This window comes from Sphingomonas sp. UYP23 (assembly GCF_054059235.1).
In genome coordinates this window covers 3,343,082-3,357,357 of sequence record NZ_JBSSBX010000001.1, presented here as the reverse complement: position 1 = coordinate 3,357,357, position 14,276 = coordinate 3,343,082, and the positions used below count along the sequence as shown (strand labels likewise).

Sequence of the window (14,276 nt, the reverse complement as noted above, 5' to 3'; positions counted from 1 at the left end):
CCTCTAAGTTGCGTGGCGCTTAACGGTACGGTGCATCGGCGGCAAGGTTCGCCGCGATGGCGCTTTCCCAGCGGTCGCCGTTGGCGAGCAGTTTCGCCTTGTCGTAGATCAGCTCTTCGCGCGTTTCGGTCGCATATTCGAAGTTCGGGCCTTCGACGACGGCATCGACCGGGCAGGCTTCCTGGCACAGGCCGCAGAAGATGCACTTGGTCATGTCGATGTCATAGCGCGTCGTGCGGCGGCTGCCGTCGTCGCGCGGTTCGGCCTCGATCGTGATCGCCTGTGCCGGGCACACCGCCTCGCACAGCTTGCACGCGATGCAGCGTTCCTCGCCGTTCGGATAGCGCCGCAGCACATGCTCACCGCGGAAGCGCGGCGAGATCGGGTTCTTCTCGAACGGATAGTTGATCGTCGCCTTGGCCTTGAAGAAATATTTCAAGGTGAGCGTGTGCGCCTTGAGAAATTCCCAGAGCGTGTACGACTTGATGATCTGCCCGATGTTCACGAGCGCTTCTCCGTCTGGTTCGCGGACGCGGCCTGGCACACGCCATCGGTCGGATAGCGCTGACGACCGTCGTCATAGAGATATTGCTTGGAATAGACCCGGTCCTGCGGCGCACACTCGGTGCCAACGCGGGTGAGCATCAGCACGCCCGAGACGAGGAACACCCAGAACAGCGACAGGGGCAAGAAGATCTTCCAGCCCAGCCGCATCAGCTGGTCGTAGCGGTAACGCGGAACGGTCGCCTTCACCCAGCTGAACAGGAAGAAGAACACCAGCATCTTGATGAAGAGCCAGATGATCCCCGGCACCATGTACAGGATCGGGATGTCGAGCGGCGGCAGATAGCCACCCCAGAACAGCGTCGCGTTGAGCGTGCACATCAGAATGACGTTGGCATATTCGCCAAGCCAGTAGAGCGCGAACGACATCGACGAATATTCGGTCTGGTAGCCGGCGACGAGCTCGCTTTCCGCCTCGGTCAGATCGAACGGCGCGCGCTGCGTCTCGGCGAGCGACGAGATGAAGAACACCACCGCCATCGGGAAGAGGAACGGGTTGATGAAGAAGCCGTTGATCAGCCCGAAGCCCATGCCCTTCTGCGCCTGAACGATGTTCGTCAGGTTGAAGCTGCCAGTCCACAGCACGATCGAGATCAGCACGAAGCCGATCGCGACTTCATACGACACCATCTGCGCCGCGGCGCGGATCGCCGAGTAGAACGGATATTTCGAGTTGGACGACCAGCCGGCGAGGATGATGCCGTACACGCCGAGCGACGACGCCGCGAGCACGTAGAGCAGACCGACATTGATGTCGGCGATCGCGGCGCGCGCATCGAACGGCACCACCGCCCACACGATCAACGCCACCGTGAAGGTGATGATCGGCGCGAGCAGGAACAGCACCTTGTTCGACGCGGACGGGATGATGGTTTCCTGCAGGAACACCTTCAACCCGTCGGCGAACGACTGGAGCAGACCGAACGGCCCGACGACGTTGGGGCCGCGGCGCAGCGCCATCGACGCCCAGATCTTGCGATCGGCATAGATGATCATCGCGACCGACAGCATCAGCGGCAGTGCGACGAGCAGGATGTCCATCAGCGTGGCGGCGAACCACGCCCAGCCATAATCCCAGCCGAAGCGATAGGTGAAGAAGGAGGTCATTCCGCTGCCTCCGCATAGTCGACACCGTGGACGAGTTCGGACGAGCAGCGCTGCATCGTCGGGCTCGCGCGGCAGATGGCGTTGGTCAAGTAGAAGTCCTGGATCGGATAGCCGGTGATCTCGCCGGTCACGCTCGCGTCGAGCGCAGGCGGTGCCCAGTCGAGGCTGGCGAGGCCGAGATTGGCGAGCGCAGGCGTATCGCTCGCCATGTTCGCGCGCAATTCCTCGATCGTGTCGAACGGCAGCGTCTTGCCGAGCACGGCCGACAGCGCGCGCAGGATCGTCCAGTCGTCACGCGCGTCGCCCGGCGGGAACACCGCCCGCTCGCCACGCTGCACGCGACCTTCGAGATTGACGTAGGTACCCGACTTCTCGGCATAGCTCGCGCCCGGCAGGATCACATCGGCAGCCGCTGCACCCTTGTCGCCGTGATGGCCGACATAGACCTTGAAGCTGCCAGCGAACCTGCTGAAATCGACTTCGTCAGCGCCGAGGAAGAAAGCCAGCTTGGGCGCCGCCGCGACGAGGTCGGCGATGCCGCCCTTCTGCGCGAAGCCGAGCATCAGTCCGCCCATCCGGCTCGCGGCCATATGGACAACGTTGAAGCCGTTCCACGCGTCCTTGATCAGGCCAAGCGGCGAAACCAATGCGAGCGCGGCGCCGAGTGCCTTGAGCCCTGCCCCGCCGACGATCACCATCGGACGCTCCGCCGAAGCGAATGCCTCGGTCACGGCTTCCGGCAGATTGCCGAGCAGCGCCAGATCGGCGCCGAGCCACTCGACCTTGTAGGTCAGCTCGGTTTCCGGTCCGATCGCGAAGACCTTGGCGCCCTTCTTGATGGCTTTGCGGATCCGCGTGTTCACCAGCGGCGCTTCCCAGCGCAGATTGCTGCCGACGAGCAGGATCACGTCGGCCTTTTCGGTGCCGGCGATCGTGGTGTTGAAATTGACCGCAGCGAGGCTCGACGTGTCGTAATCCATGCCGGTCTGGCGACCTTCGAGCAGGGTCGACCCCATGCTCGCGAGCAGCGCCTTGGCGGCATACATCGTCTCGGCGTCGACCAGGTCACCCGCGACCGCGGCAACGCTCGACCCCGCGTCGACCGCCGCGATGGAAGCAAACGCTTCGTCCCACGTCGCCTTGGTGAGGCGGCCGTCCGTGCGGATGTAAGGCGTGTCGAGGCGCTTGCGGACCAGGCCGTCGACGGCGTGGCGAGTCTTGTCGCTCGCCCACTCCTCGTTCACGTCCTCGTTGATCCGCGGCACGGCGCGCAGCACCTGGCGACCGCGGCTGTCGAGCCGGATGTTGGTGCCGACCGCGTCCATCACGTCGATCGTCAGCGTCTTCTTCAATTCCCACGGACGCGCCTCGAAAGCGTAGGGCTTCGAGGTCAGCGCGCCGACCGGGCACAGATCGACGACATTGCCCGACAACTCGCTCGTGACGGCGCCTTCGAGGTACGACACGATCTGCATGTCCTCGCCGCGACCGATCGCGCCGATTTCCTCGACGCCGGCGACTTCCTCGGCAAAGCGGATGCAGCGCGTGCACTGGATGCAGCGCGTCATCACCGTCTTGACGATCGGGCCCATATACTTCTCGGTGACCGCGCGCTTATTCTCGTCATAGCGCGAGTGGCCGCGGCCATAAGCGAGGCTCTGGTCCTGCAGATCGCATTCGCCACCTTGGTCGCAGATCGGGCAATCGAGCGGATGGTTGATGAGGAGGAACTCCATCACCCCTTCACGCGCCTGCTTGACCATCGGCGAGTTGGTGAAGATTTCCTGCTTGTCCGCCGCCGGCAGCGCGCACGACGCCTGCGGCTTGGGCGGACCAGGCTTCACCTCGACCAGGCACATCCGGCAATTGCCGGCGATGCTCAGGCGCTCATGATAGCAGAAGCGCGGGATTTCCTTGCCGGCGATCTCGCACGCCTGGAGCACGGTGGCACCAGCGGGCACTTCGACTTCGACGCCATCGACTTTGACAATAGGCATTATTCAGCCGCTTCCATCATCGGCGAGAGACCACCGCCACGCTTTTCCGTAATCCGCCGCTCCATCTCCGGGCGGAAGTGCTTGATCAGGCCCTGGATCGGCCATGCCGCGGCATCGCCGAGCGCGCAGATCGTGTGGCCTTCGACCTGCTTGGTCACCTGATACAGCGTGTCGATCTCGGAGATGTCGGCGTCGCCGGTGCGCATCCGCTCCATCACGCGCCACATCCAGCCGGTGCCTTCGCGGCACGGCGTGCACTGGCCGCAGCTCTCGTGCTTGTAGAAGTACGACAGCCGCGAGATCGCGCGGACGATGTCGGTCGACTTGTCCATCACGATGATCGCCGCAGTGCCGAGTCCCGAGCCGACCTTCTTGAGGCCATCGAAATCCATCGGGCAGTCCATGATCTCGGCCGCCGGCACGAGCGGCACCGACGATCCGCCGGGGATCACCGCGAGCAGGTTGTCCCAGCCGCCGCGAATGCCGCCGCAATGCGTTTCGATCAGTTCGCGGAACGTGATCGACATCGCCTCTTCGACGACGCACGGCTTGTTCACATGGCCGCTGATCTGGAACAGCTTGGTGCCGCGGTTGTTCTCGGCGCCGAAGCTGGCGAACCACTCGGGGCTACGGCGCAGGATCGTCGGAACGACCGCGATCGACTCGACGTTGTTGACCGTCGTCGGGCAGCCATAGAGCCCCGCCCCTGCCGGGAACGGCGGCTTGAGCCGCGGCTGGCCCTTCTTGCCCTCGAGGCTCTCGAGCATCGCGGTCTCTTCGCCGCAGATGTAGGCGCCGGCGCCGCGATGGCAGAACACGTCGAAATCATAGCCCGACCCGCAAGCGTTCTTGCCGATCAGACCCTTGTCATACGCCTCGGCGATCGCCGCGAAGAGCACTTCGGCCTCGCGGATATATTCGCCGCGGATGTAGATGTAGGCCGCGCGCGCGCGCATCGCGAAGCCCGCGATCAGCGCGCCCTCGATCAGCTTGTGCGGATCGTGGCGGATGATCTCGCGATCCTTGCACGAACCCGGCTCGGATTCGTCGGCGTTGATGACCAGGAAGTTCGGGCGATCCGCCTTCGGCTCCTTCGGCATGAACGACCATTTGGTGCCGGTCGGGAAACCAGCGCCGCCTCGGCCGCGCAGGCCCGACGCCTTGACCGCATCGATCAGCGCATCCTGGCCGCGTGCCATCAGGCCCTTGGTGTCGTCCCAATCGCCGCGCTTGATCGCGGCGTCGAGGTTCCACGGCTGGAAGCCGTAGACGTTGGTGAAAATGCGATCCTTATCGGCGAGCATCAGCCCCACTCCCCGCGATAATCGTGATTCTCGTCGACCATAGCGACGAGGTTGGTCGGGCCACCCGCGGCGCAGCTGTCGCGACGCCCGGTCTGCGAGCCAGGCGTCACCGTCCCGCCCGTGGCGAGCGCCTCGAGGATCGCCGTGGTCTTGTCGTAATCCAGGTCTTCGAAGTTATCGTCGTTGATCTGGACCATCGGCGCGTTGGCGCAGGCACCCAGGCACTCGACCTCGGTCAGCGTGAACATGCCATCGGGCGTCGTGCGACCCTTGATCAGACCCTTGTTCTTGCACGCCGACAGCACGTCGTCGCTGCCGCCGAGCAGGCACGGCGTCGTGCCGCAGACCTGGACGTGATAGCGGCCGACAGGTGCCATGTTGAACATCGTGTAGAAGCTGACGACTTCATAGACGCGCATGTACGGCACGCCGATCTGGCGTGCGACAAACTCGATCACCGGAACCGGCAACCAACCCTGCGTCTGCGTCTCGGCACCGACCTGGCGCTGCGCGAGATCGAGCAGCGGCAGCGATGCCGATTGCTCGCGCCCCTTGGGATAGCGGCCGAGGATCTCGTTCGCTTTGGTCTGATTTTCGGGCGTCCAGGCGAACGCGCCCCAGCGCGCGCGGGTCTCGGCCTCGTCAGGAATTTTGGGCGCTTCGGCCATTAGCGGATGAACTCCACGCGGTCGACTTTGTCGCCGACGAACGAATAGATGGACATGACTTCGAACGCTTCACCGCCGGGCGCGCGCGAAACATTCTCGTGCAGGACGACGGTGTCGCCGAGCACGTAGGACGACAGGATCCCGGCATGGTTGTGCGGGAACTGCGCGAACATCGCCTTGAGCCCCGATCGCACGCCCTCACGCCCTTCGCGGACGACGGCGCCGCGATAGGTCGCCTCGCACGCCGCGTCGGTCATCAGGTCGACATAGCCGTCGGCATCCTGCGCATTGTACAGCGCGATCATGCGATGCGCGGTCTCGAGCTTGCCCGTCACCGGTCGCACTCGCCGAACACGATGTCCATCGCGCCGAGGATGGCGGTGGTATCGGCGAGCATGTGGCCCTTCGACATGAAGTCCATCGCCTGCAGATGCGAGAAGGCCGTCGGGCGGATCTTGCAGCGGTACGGCTTGTTGGTGCCATCGGCGACGAGATACACGCCGAACTCGCCCTTGGGGCTCTCGGTCGCGACATAGACGTCGCCTGCCGGCACGTGGAAGCCCTCGGTGTAGAGCTTGAAGTGGTGGATCAGCGCTTCCATCGAGCGCTTCATCTCGGCGCGCTTGGGTGGCACGACCTTGCGGTCGAGCGACGCGATCGGCCCCTCGGGCATCTCGTTCAAGCACTGCTTCATGATCCGCGCCGACTGGCGGACTTCCTCGACGCGCACCATGAACCGGTCATAGCAATCGCCGCGCGTGCCGACCGGCACGTCGAAGTCCATCCGGTCGTACACGTCGTACGGCTGCGACTTGCGCAGATCCCAGGCGATGCCCGAGCCGCGGATCATCGGGCCCGAGAAGCCCCACTTGATCGCATCGTCGCGGCTGACCGTCGCGATGTCGACGTTGCGCTGCTTGAAGATGCGGTTGTCGGCGACGAGCGAGATCGCATCCTCGAACAGACGCGGCAGGCGCGTGTCGAGCCAGTCGGCGATGTCGGTCAGCAGCTTGAGCGGCGCATCCTGGTGGACGCCGCCCGGACGGAAATACGCGCTGTGCATGCGTGCGCCCGAGACACGCTCGAAGAAGTTCATGCAGTCTTCGCGGATTTCGAACAGCCACAGGTTCGGCGTCATCGCGCCGACGTCCATGACGTGCGAACCGAGGTTGAGCATGTGGTTCGAAATGCGCGTCAGCTCGGCGAACAACACGCGGAGATACTGCGCGCGCAACGGCACTTCGAGATCGAGCAATTTCTCGACCGCGAGCACATAGCTATGCTCCATGCACAGCGGCGAGCAGTAATCGAGCCGGTCGAAATACGGCAGCGCCTGCATGTAGGTCTTGTATTCGATCAGCTTCTCCGTGCCGCGGTGCAGCAGGCCGACGTGCGGATCGACGCGCTCGATGATCTCGCCGTCGAGCTCCATCACCAGACGCAAAACGCCATGCGCGGCCGGATGCTGCGGACCGAAGTTGATCGTGTAGTTCTGGATTTCGACGTCGCCGACCTCGGGGTCTTCGCCGTCGACACGCTTTTCGAGCTGGTCGAGATACTCTGTCACTGGTTCTGCCCCTTGGGGGAGGGAACGACGTCGGGATCGGCGGGCTTCTCGCCGGCACCTGGACCGGGCCTGCCGGCGCCCGATTGCGCGGTGCTTTCGGTCGTCTTGGGATCGCTCGGCGCGGCCTTGGCCGACACGTTGGCGTCGGCCTTGACGATCTCGTCGGCCTTGAGCGGCGTCGGCGCGCCCTTCTGCTCCGGAACCTTCGCCTTCTCGTCGCCGGGGAGGACGTACTCTGCGCCTTCCCACGGGCTCATGAAATCGAACGTGCGGAAATCCTGCGCGAGCTGGACGGGCTCGTACACGACGCGCTTGGCCTCTTCCGAATAGCGCAATTCGACATAGCCCGTGAGCGGGAAGTCCTTGCGCTGCGGATGACCGCGGAAGCCGTAATCGGTCAGGATGCGCCGCAGATCGGCATTGCCCGAAAAGAGCACGCCATACATGTCGTACACTTCGCGCTCGAGCCAGCCGGCGACCGGCCAGATGCCCGTCACCGACGGCACCGGCTTCTCGTCATCGGTCTGCACATGCACGCGGATGCGATGGTTGCGAGTCAGCGAGAGCAGGCAATAGACGACTTCGAAACGATCGATCCCGCGATCGGGATAGTCGACGCCGGCGATTTCCATCAGCTGCTGATATTCGAGGCCGGGCGTATCGCGCAGCGCGACCATCGTCTCGACCAGCGAGACGCGATCGACGTGCAGCGCGATTTCGCCGACGGCGTCGAGCGAATGCAGCAGACGGCCGCCGAGCGCAGCCGACGCCGCGTCGATCACGCCATCATTGGCGACATAGGAGGGTGCGGGCGCCCTCACCGTTCGATCGTCCCGACGCGGCGGATCTTCCGCTGGAGCTGCATGATACCGTAGAGCAGCGCTTCGGCGGTCGGCGGGCAGCCCGGAACGTAGATGTCGACCGGAACGATCCGGTCGCAGCCACGCACGACGCTGTAGCTATAGTGATAATAGCCGCCGCCATTGGCGCACGACCCCATCGAGATGACGTACTTCGGCTCCGACATCTGGTCATAGACCTTGCGCAGCGCCGGGGCCATCTTGTTGCACAGCGTGCCCGCGACGATCATCACGTCCGACTGGCGCGGCGACGCGCGCGGCGCGGCGCCGAAACGCTCGAGATCGTAGCGCGGCATGTTGACGTGGATCATCTCGACCGCGCAGCACGCGAGACCGAACGTCATCCACCACAGCGAGCCGGTGCGCGCCCAGTGGAACAGGTCCTCGGTCGAGGTGACGAGGAAACCCTTGTCGCCGAGCTCGCCGTTGAGATCGTTGAAGAACGCCTGATCGGGTTGGATGATGTCGCTGCCGCTTGGCTGCCGGAGCAGCTCGACGGGGCCCGAGTGACCGGGCAGGCTTGGTGCTACTCCCATTCGAGCGCTCCCTTCTTCCATGCATAGACGAGGCCGAGCGCGAGTTCGACGATGAACAGCATCATCGAGCCCCAGGCGACCCAGCCGAGTTTGAAGACCGATACGGCCCAGGGATAGAGAAACGCCGCTTCCAGATCGAAGATGATGAACAGGATGGCGACGAGGTAGAAGCGCACGTCGAACTGGCTGCGCGGATCCTCGAACGCGGGGAAACCGCATTCATATTCGCTGAGCTTTTCGGCGGTGGGCTTGTTCGCGCCCGTGAAGCGTGCCGCGAGGATCGGCAGGAACACGAACGCGCTCGACAGCACCAGGGCTACGCCCAGGAACAGCAGAATCGGGAGATATTGCGACAGGTCGAGCATGATAACCCTTGGGTGCTTCTCGCACGTGCGAACGGATGCCCGCGGCTTTAGGACGATGGTCCCGAGCGGGCAAGGCTCTGGGCCATGAGAATGAATCGCAACAAGCGCAACCACCTGAGCCCTTGACGGAGCGTGGGTTCGAGGCGGAGGATCAAGCTATTGGATTTGGGGGAATCCGCATGAGTCGGCTCGATATCGTCACTGCTCTGGCTGCGGTCTGCCTGGCGATCCTCCCCGCGCCCGGACTCGGCGCCGATCGAGACGCGATGCCGCGCCAACTGCGACGCTTGCTCGACATGACGCCCGAGCAGTTCGAAGCGGCGTCCGATCTGCGCGATGATGCGCTCGAGACGGTCGCAACGATCACCACCCGGAATGGCTGGCAGCAGCATGTCGGACTGCTCGGCATCGTCAACACCGACGCCTTCTTCCGCGTGTTCATCGACAAGCAGAGCGGCGCCGCGCGGTTCCAGGTCTATCACGCGATGCATTATATCGCGCGCCACCGCGACTCGTTCGAAACCGTCAATTACGAGACGCCGACGGGGCCGGCGACGGAACCGCTGACGGTCATCCTCCGCTCGCGCGATGGGTGCCGTCGGGTCGAGGGGTGCCCGTTCGACGAGGTGGTTGGTTTCGACGTGAACGAGGCTTTGCTGCGGCAATTCGCGGCGCGCTACGTGCCGGGGCAGCCCGCGACGTGGCGCTATCGGCTCAAGGCGCATTCGGGCGTGGCACGCGATGCCGGTTTTGTAGCGGCGGAGATTGCCGGAGTGCTGGCGGCGGTCGATCGGTACCGGGCGGCACATGGGCTCGGGAAAGCGCGAGGTTGAGGCAGGATGCGCTGGCTTAGTGAACGTGGGCGATCGCGCCGGCTCGACACCCTCCGTCTCCCCGACTCCGTGGCGGGGTCCATCGTGCCGTCCATCCTACCACCGCAGACCGCGTATCCCGGCGCCCCCCGGGACAAGCCCGGGGTGACGGATAACGAACGGAACCATGAACCCTAGCGCAGGGCGTTCGCCAGCAGCTTGTGCAGGCGCGACTGCAAGGCATCGTTCGCCGCGAGGATTTCGCTGCGCTGGACCATCTGGTCGCTGCCGCGGAAATCGCTGACGAAACCACCCGCTTCCTTGACCAGCAGCATGCCTGCCGCGACGTCCCACGGCTTCAGGCCGCTTTCCCAATAACCGTCATACCGTCCCGCCGCGACCCATGCGAGATCGAGCGCGGCCGAACCCATGCGACGGATGCCCGCCACTTCGGGGGCGATGGCACCGAAGATCCGGCTCCACTCGGTGAAATTGCCATGACCGAGGAACGGAATGCCAGTCGCGATCAGCGAGTCGGCAAGGTCGCGGCGTGCCGAGACGCGCAGCCGCTGCTCCTGCACCCAGGCGCCGCGGCCCTTCTCCGCCCAGAAGGCTTCGTCGGTGATCGGCTGATAGACCATCGCCGAGGTGATCTCACGCTTGCCGTTGGGCAGCGGCTCCTCGACGCCGATCGAAATGGCAAAGTGGGGAATTCCGTGAAGGAAGTTGGTCGTGCCGTCGAGCGGATCGACGATGAAGCGCGGCTTGTTGGGGTCCCCGGCGACTTCGCCGCGCTCCTCCATCAGGAAGCCCCAATCTGGGCGCGCGCGCGACAGTTCCTCGTAGATCGTCTGTTCGGCGCGCTGGTCGGCGATCGACACGAAGTCGGCCGGGCCCTTGCGGCTGACCTGCAGCTGCTGAACTTCGTTGAAATCGCGCCGAAGCCGTGGGCCGGCCTTGCGGACCGCGCGGTCGATGATCGTCATGAGGCCGGAATGGGAGGGCATAGTCTTTTTCCAAATCCCCTCTCCCATCGGGAGAGGGCGGGGCCCGCCGCCAACGGCGGTGGGAGGGTGAGGGTCGGTAAAGGCCCTGCCCTCACCCGACCTCGCTTCGCTTGGCCACCCTCTCCCACAAGGAGAGGGACCTAGATCAGTCCGCGCGCCTCACGTAGGTCTGCTCGTAAACGTCGACAACGATCCGCGTGCCGGCACCGATATGCGGCGGCACCATCACGCGCACGCCATTCTCGAGGATCGCAGGCTTGTAGCTCGACGAGGCGGTCTGCCCCTTCACCACGGCATCGGCCTCGACGATCATCGCCTCGATCGTGTCGGGGAGCTGCACCGAGATCGGGCGCTCTTCCCACAGCTCCATCACGACATCCATGCCATCCTGCAGGAACGCCGCTGCATCGCCGAGGATGCCCGCGTCGAGCGTGATCTGCTCGTAATTGATCTTGTCCATGAAGGTCAGCGTCTCGCCCTCGCGGAACAGATACTGGAAATCGACCGTGTCCAGCCGCACCTTTTCGACGCTTTCGGCCGAACGGAAGCGGACATTGGTCTTGCGGCCGTCGATGAGGTTCTTCATCTCGACCTGCATATAGGCCCCGCCCTTGCCCGGCTGGGTATGCTGGATCTTGACGGTCTTCCAGATACCGCCTTCATATTCCAGGATATTACCGGGACGAATTTCGACCGCGTTGATCTTCATGGGGGAGCCTGTAGTTGGAAAGAGCCAAGCGCACGGCACGCCGCGCGGAGGTGAGCCTTAGCGGGGCAAGGCCTTTCCGGCAAGATAGGGGTAGGGATCGACGTCGACGCCTTCGTACCAATGCTGGTCGGGTGTGGTGTGGGTCAGCCCGAAATGCAGGTGAAAATTGCCCGCCCCGGCGTTGCCGGTATCGCCGACATAGCCGAGCACATCGCCGACCTTGACCGACTGGCCCTCATGCAGTCCGGGCGCATAGCCGCTGAGATGGGCATAGTAATAGGTCCAGTTTCTCGCCGGTGAGCGGACGTACACGGTGGTCCCGCCCGCCGCACTGGTCCAGAGTTTCTCGACCACACCCGGCGCCGCCGCGGAGACGGGGGTGTTGGCGGGAGCAGCCAGATCGGCACCGTGATGCTCGCGCAAGCCATTCTCGCGCGGATCGCCCCAGGAGTCGCGGATATCCTGCCGCTGGATACCGCCGACCGGGACGGCGAGCACAGCCCCCACCCCCGCCGGCGCCGAGCCCGCAGACCCAGGGGCAACGCCGAGAGATGGCGAGATGCTGCCCCCGATCCGGCGCGACGCCTCGGGTAGCAAAGCCAGAAGGGCAATCCACGCCGCCGCCATGATCGCCAGCGAGATCAGGATGAAACGCGCGACCCGGTTCACGCGGTCACTTCTCGAAAATGGCCGGTGTGCCCGGCTTGACCATCATCGCCAGCCGCGCGACGTCCCAATTGGTCAGGCGGATGCAGCCATGGCTCTCGGCGCGCCCGATCGTCTCTGGCGAGGGTGTGCCATGGATGCCGTAATGCTCCTTGGAGAGATCGAGCCATACCACGCCGACCGGCCCATTCGGGCCCGGCGGAAGCAAGGCGGCCTTCGCGCTGCCCTTGGCATCCCAGAACAATTTGGGGTTGTAGTGGAACGTCGGATTGTACGACGGGCCGTTGATCTTCCACGTGCCAATCGGGAGCGGATCATGCTCGCTGCCCATCGTCGCCATGAACTGCGCGACGAGCTTGCCGTCCTTGTCGAGCACACGGAGCACTTCGCGTGATTTGCTCACCACGATCTTGGCGCCTGCAGGCTGAGTCGAGTCGATGTTGAGCGAGGCGAGCGTCTGCCGCCACTTTTCGGGCAACTTCGCGTCGTACGCCATCGATGATGCGATCGCGTTGGGCACCACGATCTTGCTGCCGGCCCTGAGCGGCGTCGTCGGGCTGTTGAGCTCGACCAGCACTGCTGGCGTGGTATGGAACATCTCGCCGAGCTTCTCCATCGCGTTGCGATAGCCCAGCTGCGGCAGTTTTGCCTGGAGTGCCGGGTTCTTCGGCAAAGGATTGGTGTAGGGCCCGGCGAGCATTTCCGGCGTGAGGGTGACCGTCACCGTCGGACGCCATTTGCGATCGGGGTACAGCGCCTGCAGCGTCGGCTTGTCCATCGCGCCGGTTTGCGGAAGGCCGCGTGTTTCCTGGAAGCCCTTCAGGGCGGCAACCAGCGACTTACCCTCGCGACCGTCGAGTACGCCGGGCGAGAAGCCGAGATGATCGAGGATCACCTGCACATGCAGCGTCGAGGGATCGAGCTTTGTGGCGGCCATGGCGACCTTTGTTCCGGGCGCGGCGGCGGCGATCAGCCCAAAGGAGGCTATCACCAGACAGGCCGTTCCGGCCACCATTTTCCGCATTACGCTCGGCTCCTACATATTCACTATGCAGACAACGACTTGCGACACGCTTGTGTCCGACAAAATACGCAACCCCGAAATGACCCTGTCGCGGCGTGGCCTCATCGGCGGCGTTCTTGCTGGCGGCGCTGCCCTCTCCTTCCCGCTTCCTGCGGTGGCGGTCGGTACCGAATGGCGCCTGGCGATCCGCAACGTCCATACCAACGAGACTGTCGACGCCCTGTTCGCGCGCAACGGCGCGTTCGTCCCCCAGGGTCTAGCCGAGCTCAATCATGGCCTGCGCGACTGGCGCACCGGCCAAGCGACCGCGATGGACCGTCGCTTGCTGGCCTTGCTCGTGCGGTTGCGCGACAAGCTCGAACTGACCGGCCGCACCAAGATCGACCTGATCTCGGGCTATCGCTCCCCCGCCACCAACGCCTCGCTGCGCGCCAAGGGCGGCGCGCATACCGGCGTTGCGAGCCAGAGCCAGCACATGCTGGGGAAGGCAACCGACATCAAGGTCGCGGGCGTGCGGCTCGACCGGCTGCACGGCGCGGCGCTCGCGCTCGGCGGCGGCGGCGTGGGATACTATCCGCGCGACGGGTTCGTGCATGTCGATACGGGCCGCGTGCGGCAGTGGTGAGTCAGGGATAATCCTGCCGGGTGTGCAAAACGGCGATGATCGTGATCACGTCGTTTTCAATACGGTAGACGACGATATAGTTGGGGTGGACGACGGCTTCGCGCGTTTCGGGAATGCGCCCCACCCGGTGCATGAACGGATGTGACACAAGCAACTCGACCGATCGCTGGATGAGAGCCTCAAGTCTTTCAGCAGCCGCGGGATTACGCTTCGCGATATAATCGACGATCGAATCGAAGTCTCTCCGCGCCTTAGCGCGCCAAACGAGCCGCATCAGCCTTGTGCTTCTCGATGATCGCCCGAGCGCTCGCCATCACGACATCATGCGGCACGTCGGGTTCGGTCGAATCGAGCGCTTCCTGCACCTTCGCGCGAAACCAGACGTCATACGCCTCGGCCTCCTCGGTGGTGGCGAATTCGGACTCAATCGGAGACAGCTTGGCCATGCCGAGGCGATAGCACAAA

The 14,276-nt window shown here is 64.3% G+C and carries 18 protein-coding genes; 2 read left to right on the top strand and 16 right to left on the bottom strand.

The window, feature by feature from the left end; all coding sequences use genetic code 11:
* Positions 1-19 precede the first annotated feature (19 nt).
* The 10 genes from nuoI to ndhC are packed head-to-tail and all read right to left on the bottom strand — an operon-like array spanning position 20 to position 8,968.
* A complete protein-coding gene (nuoI, locus tag ACVWYO_RS16545; RefSeq protein ID WP_133189365.1) occupies positions 20-505 on the bottom strand; it encodes an NADH-quinone oxidoreductase subunit NuoI in 486 nt (161 codons plus the stop codon).
* Positions 502-1,671 (bottom strand): NADH-quinone oxidoreductase subunit NuoH, encoded by a 1,170-nt coding sequence (gene nuoH / locus ACVWYO_RS16540; RefSeq protein ID WP_457352621.1) that lies wholly within the window; start codon positions 1,669-1,671, stop codon positions 502-504. Before nuoH ends, nuoI begins: the two co-directional genes overlap by 4 nt.
* A complete protein-coding gene (gene nuoG, locus ACVWYO_RS16535) occupies positions 1,668-3,668 on the bottom strand; it encodes an NADH-quinone oxidoreductase subunit NuoG (protein ID WP_457352619.1) in 2,001 nt (666 codons plus the stop codon). The genes nuoH and nuoG overlap by 4 nt, the downstream gene beginning before the upstream one ends.
* Positions 3,668-4,972 (bottom strand): NADH-quinone oxidoreductase subunit NuoF, encoded by a 1,305-nt coding sequence (gene nuoF, locus ACVWYO_RS16530; protein ID WP_140849777.1) that lies wholly within the window; start codon positions 4,970-4,972, stop codon positions 3,668-3,670. Before nuoF ends, nuoG begins: the two co-directional genes overlap by 1 nt.
* A complete protein-coding gene (locus tag ACVWYO_RS16525; protein WP_457352617.1) occupies positions 4,972-5,640 on the bottom strand; it encodes a complex I 24 kDa subunit family protein in 669 nt (222 codons plus the stop codon). Before ACVWYO_RS16525 ends, nuoF begins: the two co-directional genes overlap by 1 nt.
* Positions 5,640-5,945 carry a nuclear transport factor 2 family protein gene (locus ACVWYO_RS16520; RefSeq protein WP_457355024.1) on the bottom strand — a complete coding sequence of 102 codons (306 nt, stop codon included), beginning with the start codon at positions 5,943-5,945 and terminating at the stop codon, positions 5,640-5,642. The genes ACVWYO_RS16525 and ACVWYO_RS16520 overlap by 1 nt, the downstream gene beginning before the upstream one ends.
* A 26-nt stretch (positions 5,946-5,971) precedes the next feature.
* Positions 5,972-7,207 (bottom strand): NADH-quinone oxidoreductase subunit D, encoded by a 1,236-nt coding sequence (locus tag ACVWYO_RS16515; RefSeq protein WP_457352615.1) that lies wholly within the window; start codon positions 7,205-7,207, stop codon positions 5,972-5,974.
* Positions 7,204-8,028, bottom strand: coding sequence for an NADH-quinone oxidoreductase subunit C (locus tag ACVWYO_RS16510; RefSeq protein ID WP_457352613.1), 825 nt, complete (start codon positions 8,026-8,028; stop codon positions 7,204-7,206). Before ACVWYO_RS16510 ends, ACVWYO_RS16515 begins: the two co-directional genes overlap by 4 nt.
* Positions 8,025-8,603: a NuoB/complex I 20 kDa subunit family protein gene (locus ACVWYO_RS16505; RefSeq protein WP_229839220.1), complete on the bottom strand. Its 579-nt coding sequence runs from the start codon at positions 8,601-8,603 to the stop codon at positions 8,025-8,027. The genes ACVWYO_RS16510 and ACVWYO_RS16505 overlap by 4 nt, the downstream gene beginning before the upstream one ends.
* The gene (gene ndhC, locus ACVWYO_RS16500) at positions 8,594-8,968 is read right to left on the bottom strand and encodes an NADH-quinone oxidoreductase subunit A (RefSeq protein ID WP_457352610.1); all 375 of its coding nucleotides are present in this window, start codon (positions 8,966-8,968) and stop codon (positions 8,594-8,596) included. Before ndhC ends, ACVWYO_RS16505 begins: the two co-directional genes overlap by 10 nt.
* A 179-nt stretch (positions 8,969-9,147) precedes the next feature.
* Here ndhC and ACVWYO_RS16495 point away from each other — a divergent pair, with 179 nt between their 5' ends.
* Positions 9,148-9,801: a hypothetical protein gene (locus ACVWYO_RS16495; protein WP_457352608.1), complete on the top strand. Its 654-nt coding sequence runs from the start codon at positions 9,148-9,150 to the stop codon at positions 9,799-9,801.
* 173 nt (positions 9,802-9,974) lie between these two features.
* Here ACVWYO_RS16495 and ACVWYO_RS16490 read toward each other — a convergent pair whose 3' ends face one another.
* The 4 genes from ACVWYO_RS16490 to ACVWYO_RS16475 form a co-directional block, all read right to left on the bottom strand.
* A complete protein-coding gene (locus ACVWYO_RS16490; RefSeq protein WP_332791003.1) occupies positions 9,975-10,787 on the bottom strand; it encodes an inositol monophosphatase family protein in 813 nt (270 codons plus the stop codon).
* Between the two features lie 145 nt (positions 10,788-10,932).
* Complete coding sequence (gene efp, locus ACVWYO_RS16485; RefSeq protein WP_140849783.1) at positions 10,933-11,496, bottom strand: elongation factor P; 564 nt, start codon at positions 11,494-11,496, stop codon at positions 10,933-10,935.
* A 57-nt stretch (positions 11,497-11,553) separates the two neighbouring features.
* On the bottom strand, positions 11,554-12,165 hold the full coding sequence (locus tag ACVWYO_RS16480; protein WP_457352605.1) for a M23 family metallopeptidase: 612 nt from the start codon (positions 12,163-12,165) through the stop codon (positions 11,554-11,556).
* A gap of 4 nt (positions 12,166-12,169) precedes the next feature.
* The gene (locus tag ACVWYO_RS16475) at positions 12,170-13,186 is read right to left on the bottom strand and encodes a L,D-transpeptidase family protein (RefSeq protein ID WP_457352603.1); all 1,017 of its coding nucleotides are present in this window, start codon (positions 13,184-13,186) and stop codon (positions 12,170-12,172) included.
* Positions 13,187-13,265: 79 nt separating this feature from the next.
* Here ACVWYO_RS16475 and ACVWYO_RS16470 point away from each other — a divergent pair, with 79 nt between their 5' ends.
* On the top strand, positions 13,266-13,811 hold the full coding sequence (locus ACVWYO_RS16470; protein ID WP_457355023.1) for a DUF882 domain-containing protein: 546 nt from the start codon (positions 13,266-13,268) through the stop codon (positions 13,809-13,811).
* A gap of 1 nt (position 13,812) precedes the next feature.
* On the opposite strand, the gene ACVWYO_RS16465 is transcribed toward ACVWYO_RS16470, so the two are convergent.
* Together ACVWYO_RS16465 and relB are read right to left on the bottom strand one after the other, a co-directional pair.
* On the bottom strand, positions 13,813-14,085 hold the full coding sequence (locus tag ACVWYO_RS16465; protein WP_457352601.1) for a type II toxin-antitoxin system RelE/ParE family toxin: 273 nt from the start codon (positions 14,083-14,085) through the stop codon (positions 13,813-13,815).
* Positions 14,063-14,257, bottom strand: a complete 195-nt coding sequence (gene relB / locus ACVWYO_RS16460) for a type II toxin-antitoxin system RelB family antitoxin (RefSeq protein WP_457352599.1) — start codon at positions 14,255-14,257, stop codon at positions 14,063-14,065. Before relB ends, ACVWYO_RS16465 begins: the two co-directional genes overlap by 23 nt.
* Positions 14,258-14,276: the final 19 nt, after the last annotated feature.

Excerpts from the sequence above, each read along its gene's own strand:
- ACVWYO_RS16495 (WP_457352608.1), top strand. The coding sequence starts at position 9,148 with ATGAGTCGGCTCGATATCGTCACTGCTCTGGCTGCGGTCTGCCTGGCG.
- ACVWYO_RS16470 (WP_457355023.1), top strand. The coding sequence starts at position 13,266 with ATGACCCTGTCGCGGCGTGGCCTCATCGGCGGCGTTCTTGCTGGCGGC.
- ACVWYO_RS16475 (WP_457352603.1), bottom strand. The coding sequence starts at position 13,186 with ATGCGGAAAATGGTGGCCGGAACGGCCTGTCTGGTGATAGCCTCCTTT.
- efp (WP_140849783.1), bottom strand. The coding sequence starts at position 11,496 with ATGAAGATCAACGCGGTCGAAATTCGTCCCGGTAATATCCTGGAATAT.
- nuoF (WP_140849777.1), bottom strand. The coding sequence starts at position 4,972 with ATGCTCGCCGATAAGGATCGCATTTTCACCAACGTCTACGGCTTCCAG.
- ACVWYO_RS16490 (WP_332791003.1), bottom strand. The coding sequence starts at position 10,787 with ATGCCCTCCCATTCCGGCCTCATGACGATCATCGACCGCGCGGTCCGC.
- nuoG (WP_457352619.1), bottom strand. The coding sequence starts at position 3,668 with ATGCCTATTGTCAAAGTCGATGGCGTCGAAGTCGAAGTGCCCGCTGGT.
- ACVWYO_RS16505 (WP_229839220.1), bottom strand. The coding sequence starts at position 8,603 with ATGGGAGTAGCACCAAGCCTGCCCGGTCACTCGGGCCCCGTCGAGCTG.
- ACVWYO_RS16465 (WP_457352601.1), bottom strand. The coding sequence starts at position 14,085 with ATGCGGCTCGTTTGGCGCGCTAAGGCGCGGAGAGACTTCGATTCGATC.
- relB (WP_457352599.1), bottom strand. The coding sequence starts at position 14,257 with ATGGCCAAGCTGTCTCCGATTGAGTCCGAATTCGCCACCACCGAGGAG.
- ACVWYO_RS16520 (WP_457355024.1), bottom strand. The coding sequence starts at position 5,945 with ATGATCGCGCTGTACAATGCGCAGGATGCCGACGGCTATGTCGACCTG.
- ndhC (WP_457352610.1), bottom strand. The coding sequence starts at position 8,968 with ATGCTCGACCTGTCGCAATATCTCCCGATTCTGCTGTTCCTGGGCGTA.
- nuoH (WP_457352621.1), bottom strand. The coding sequence starts at position 1,671 with ATGACCTCCTTCTTCACCTATCGCTTCGGCTGGGATTATGGCTGGGCG.
- ACVWYO_RS16525 (WP_457352617.1), bottom strand. The coding sequence starts at position 5,640 with ATGGCCGAAGCGCCCAAAATTCCTGACGAGGCCGAGACCCGCGCGCGC.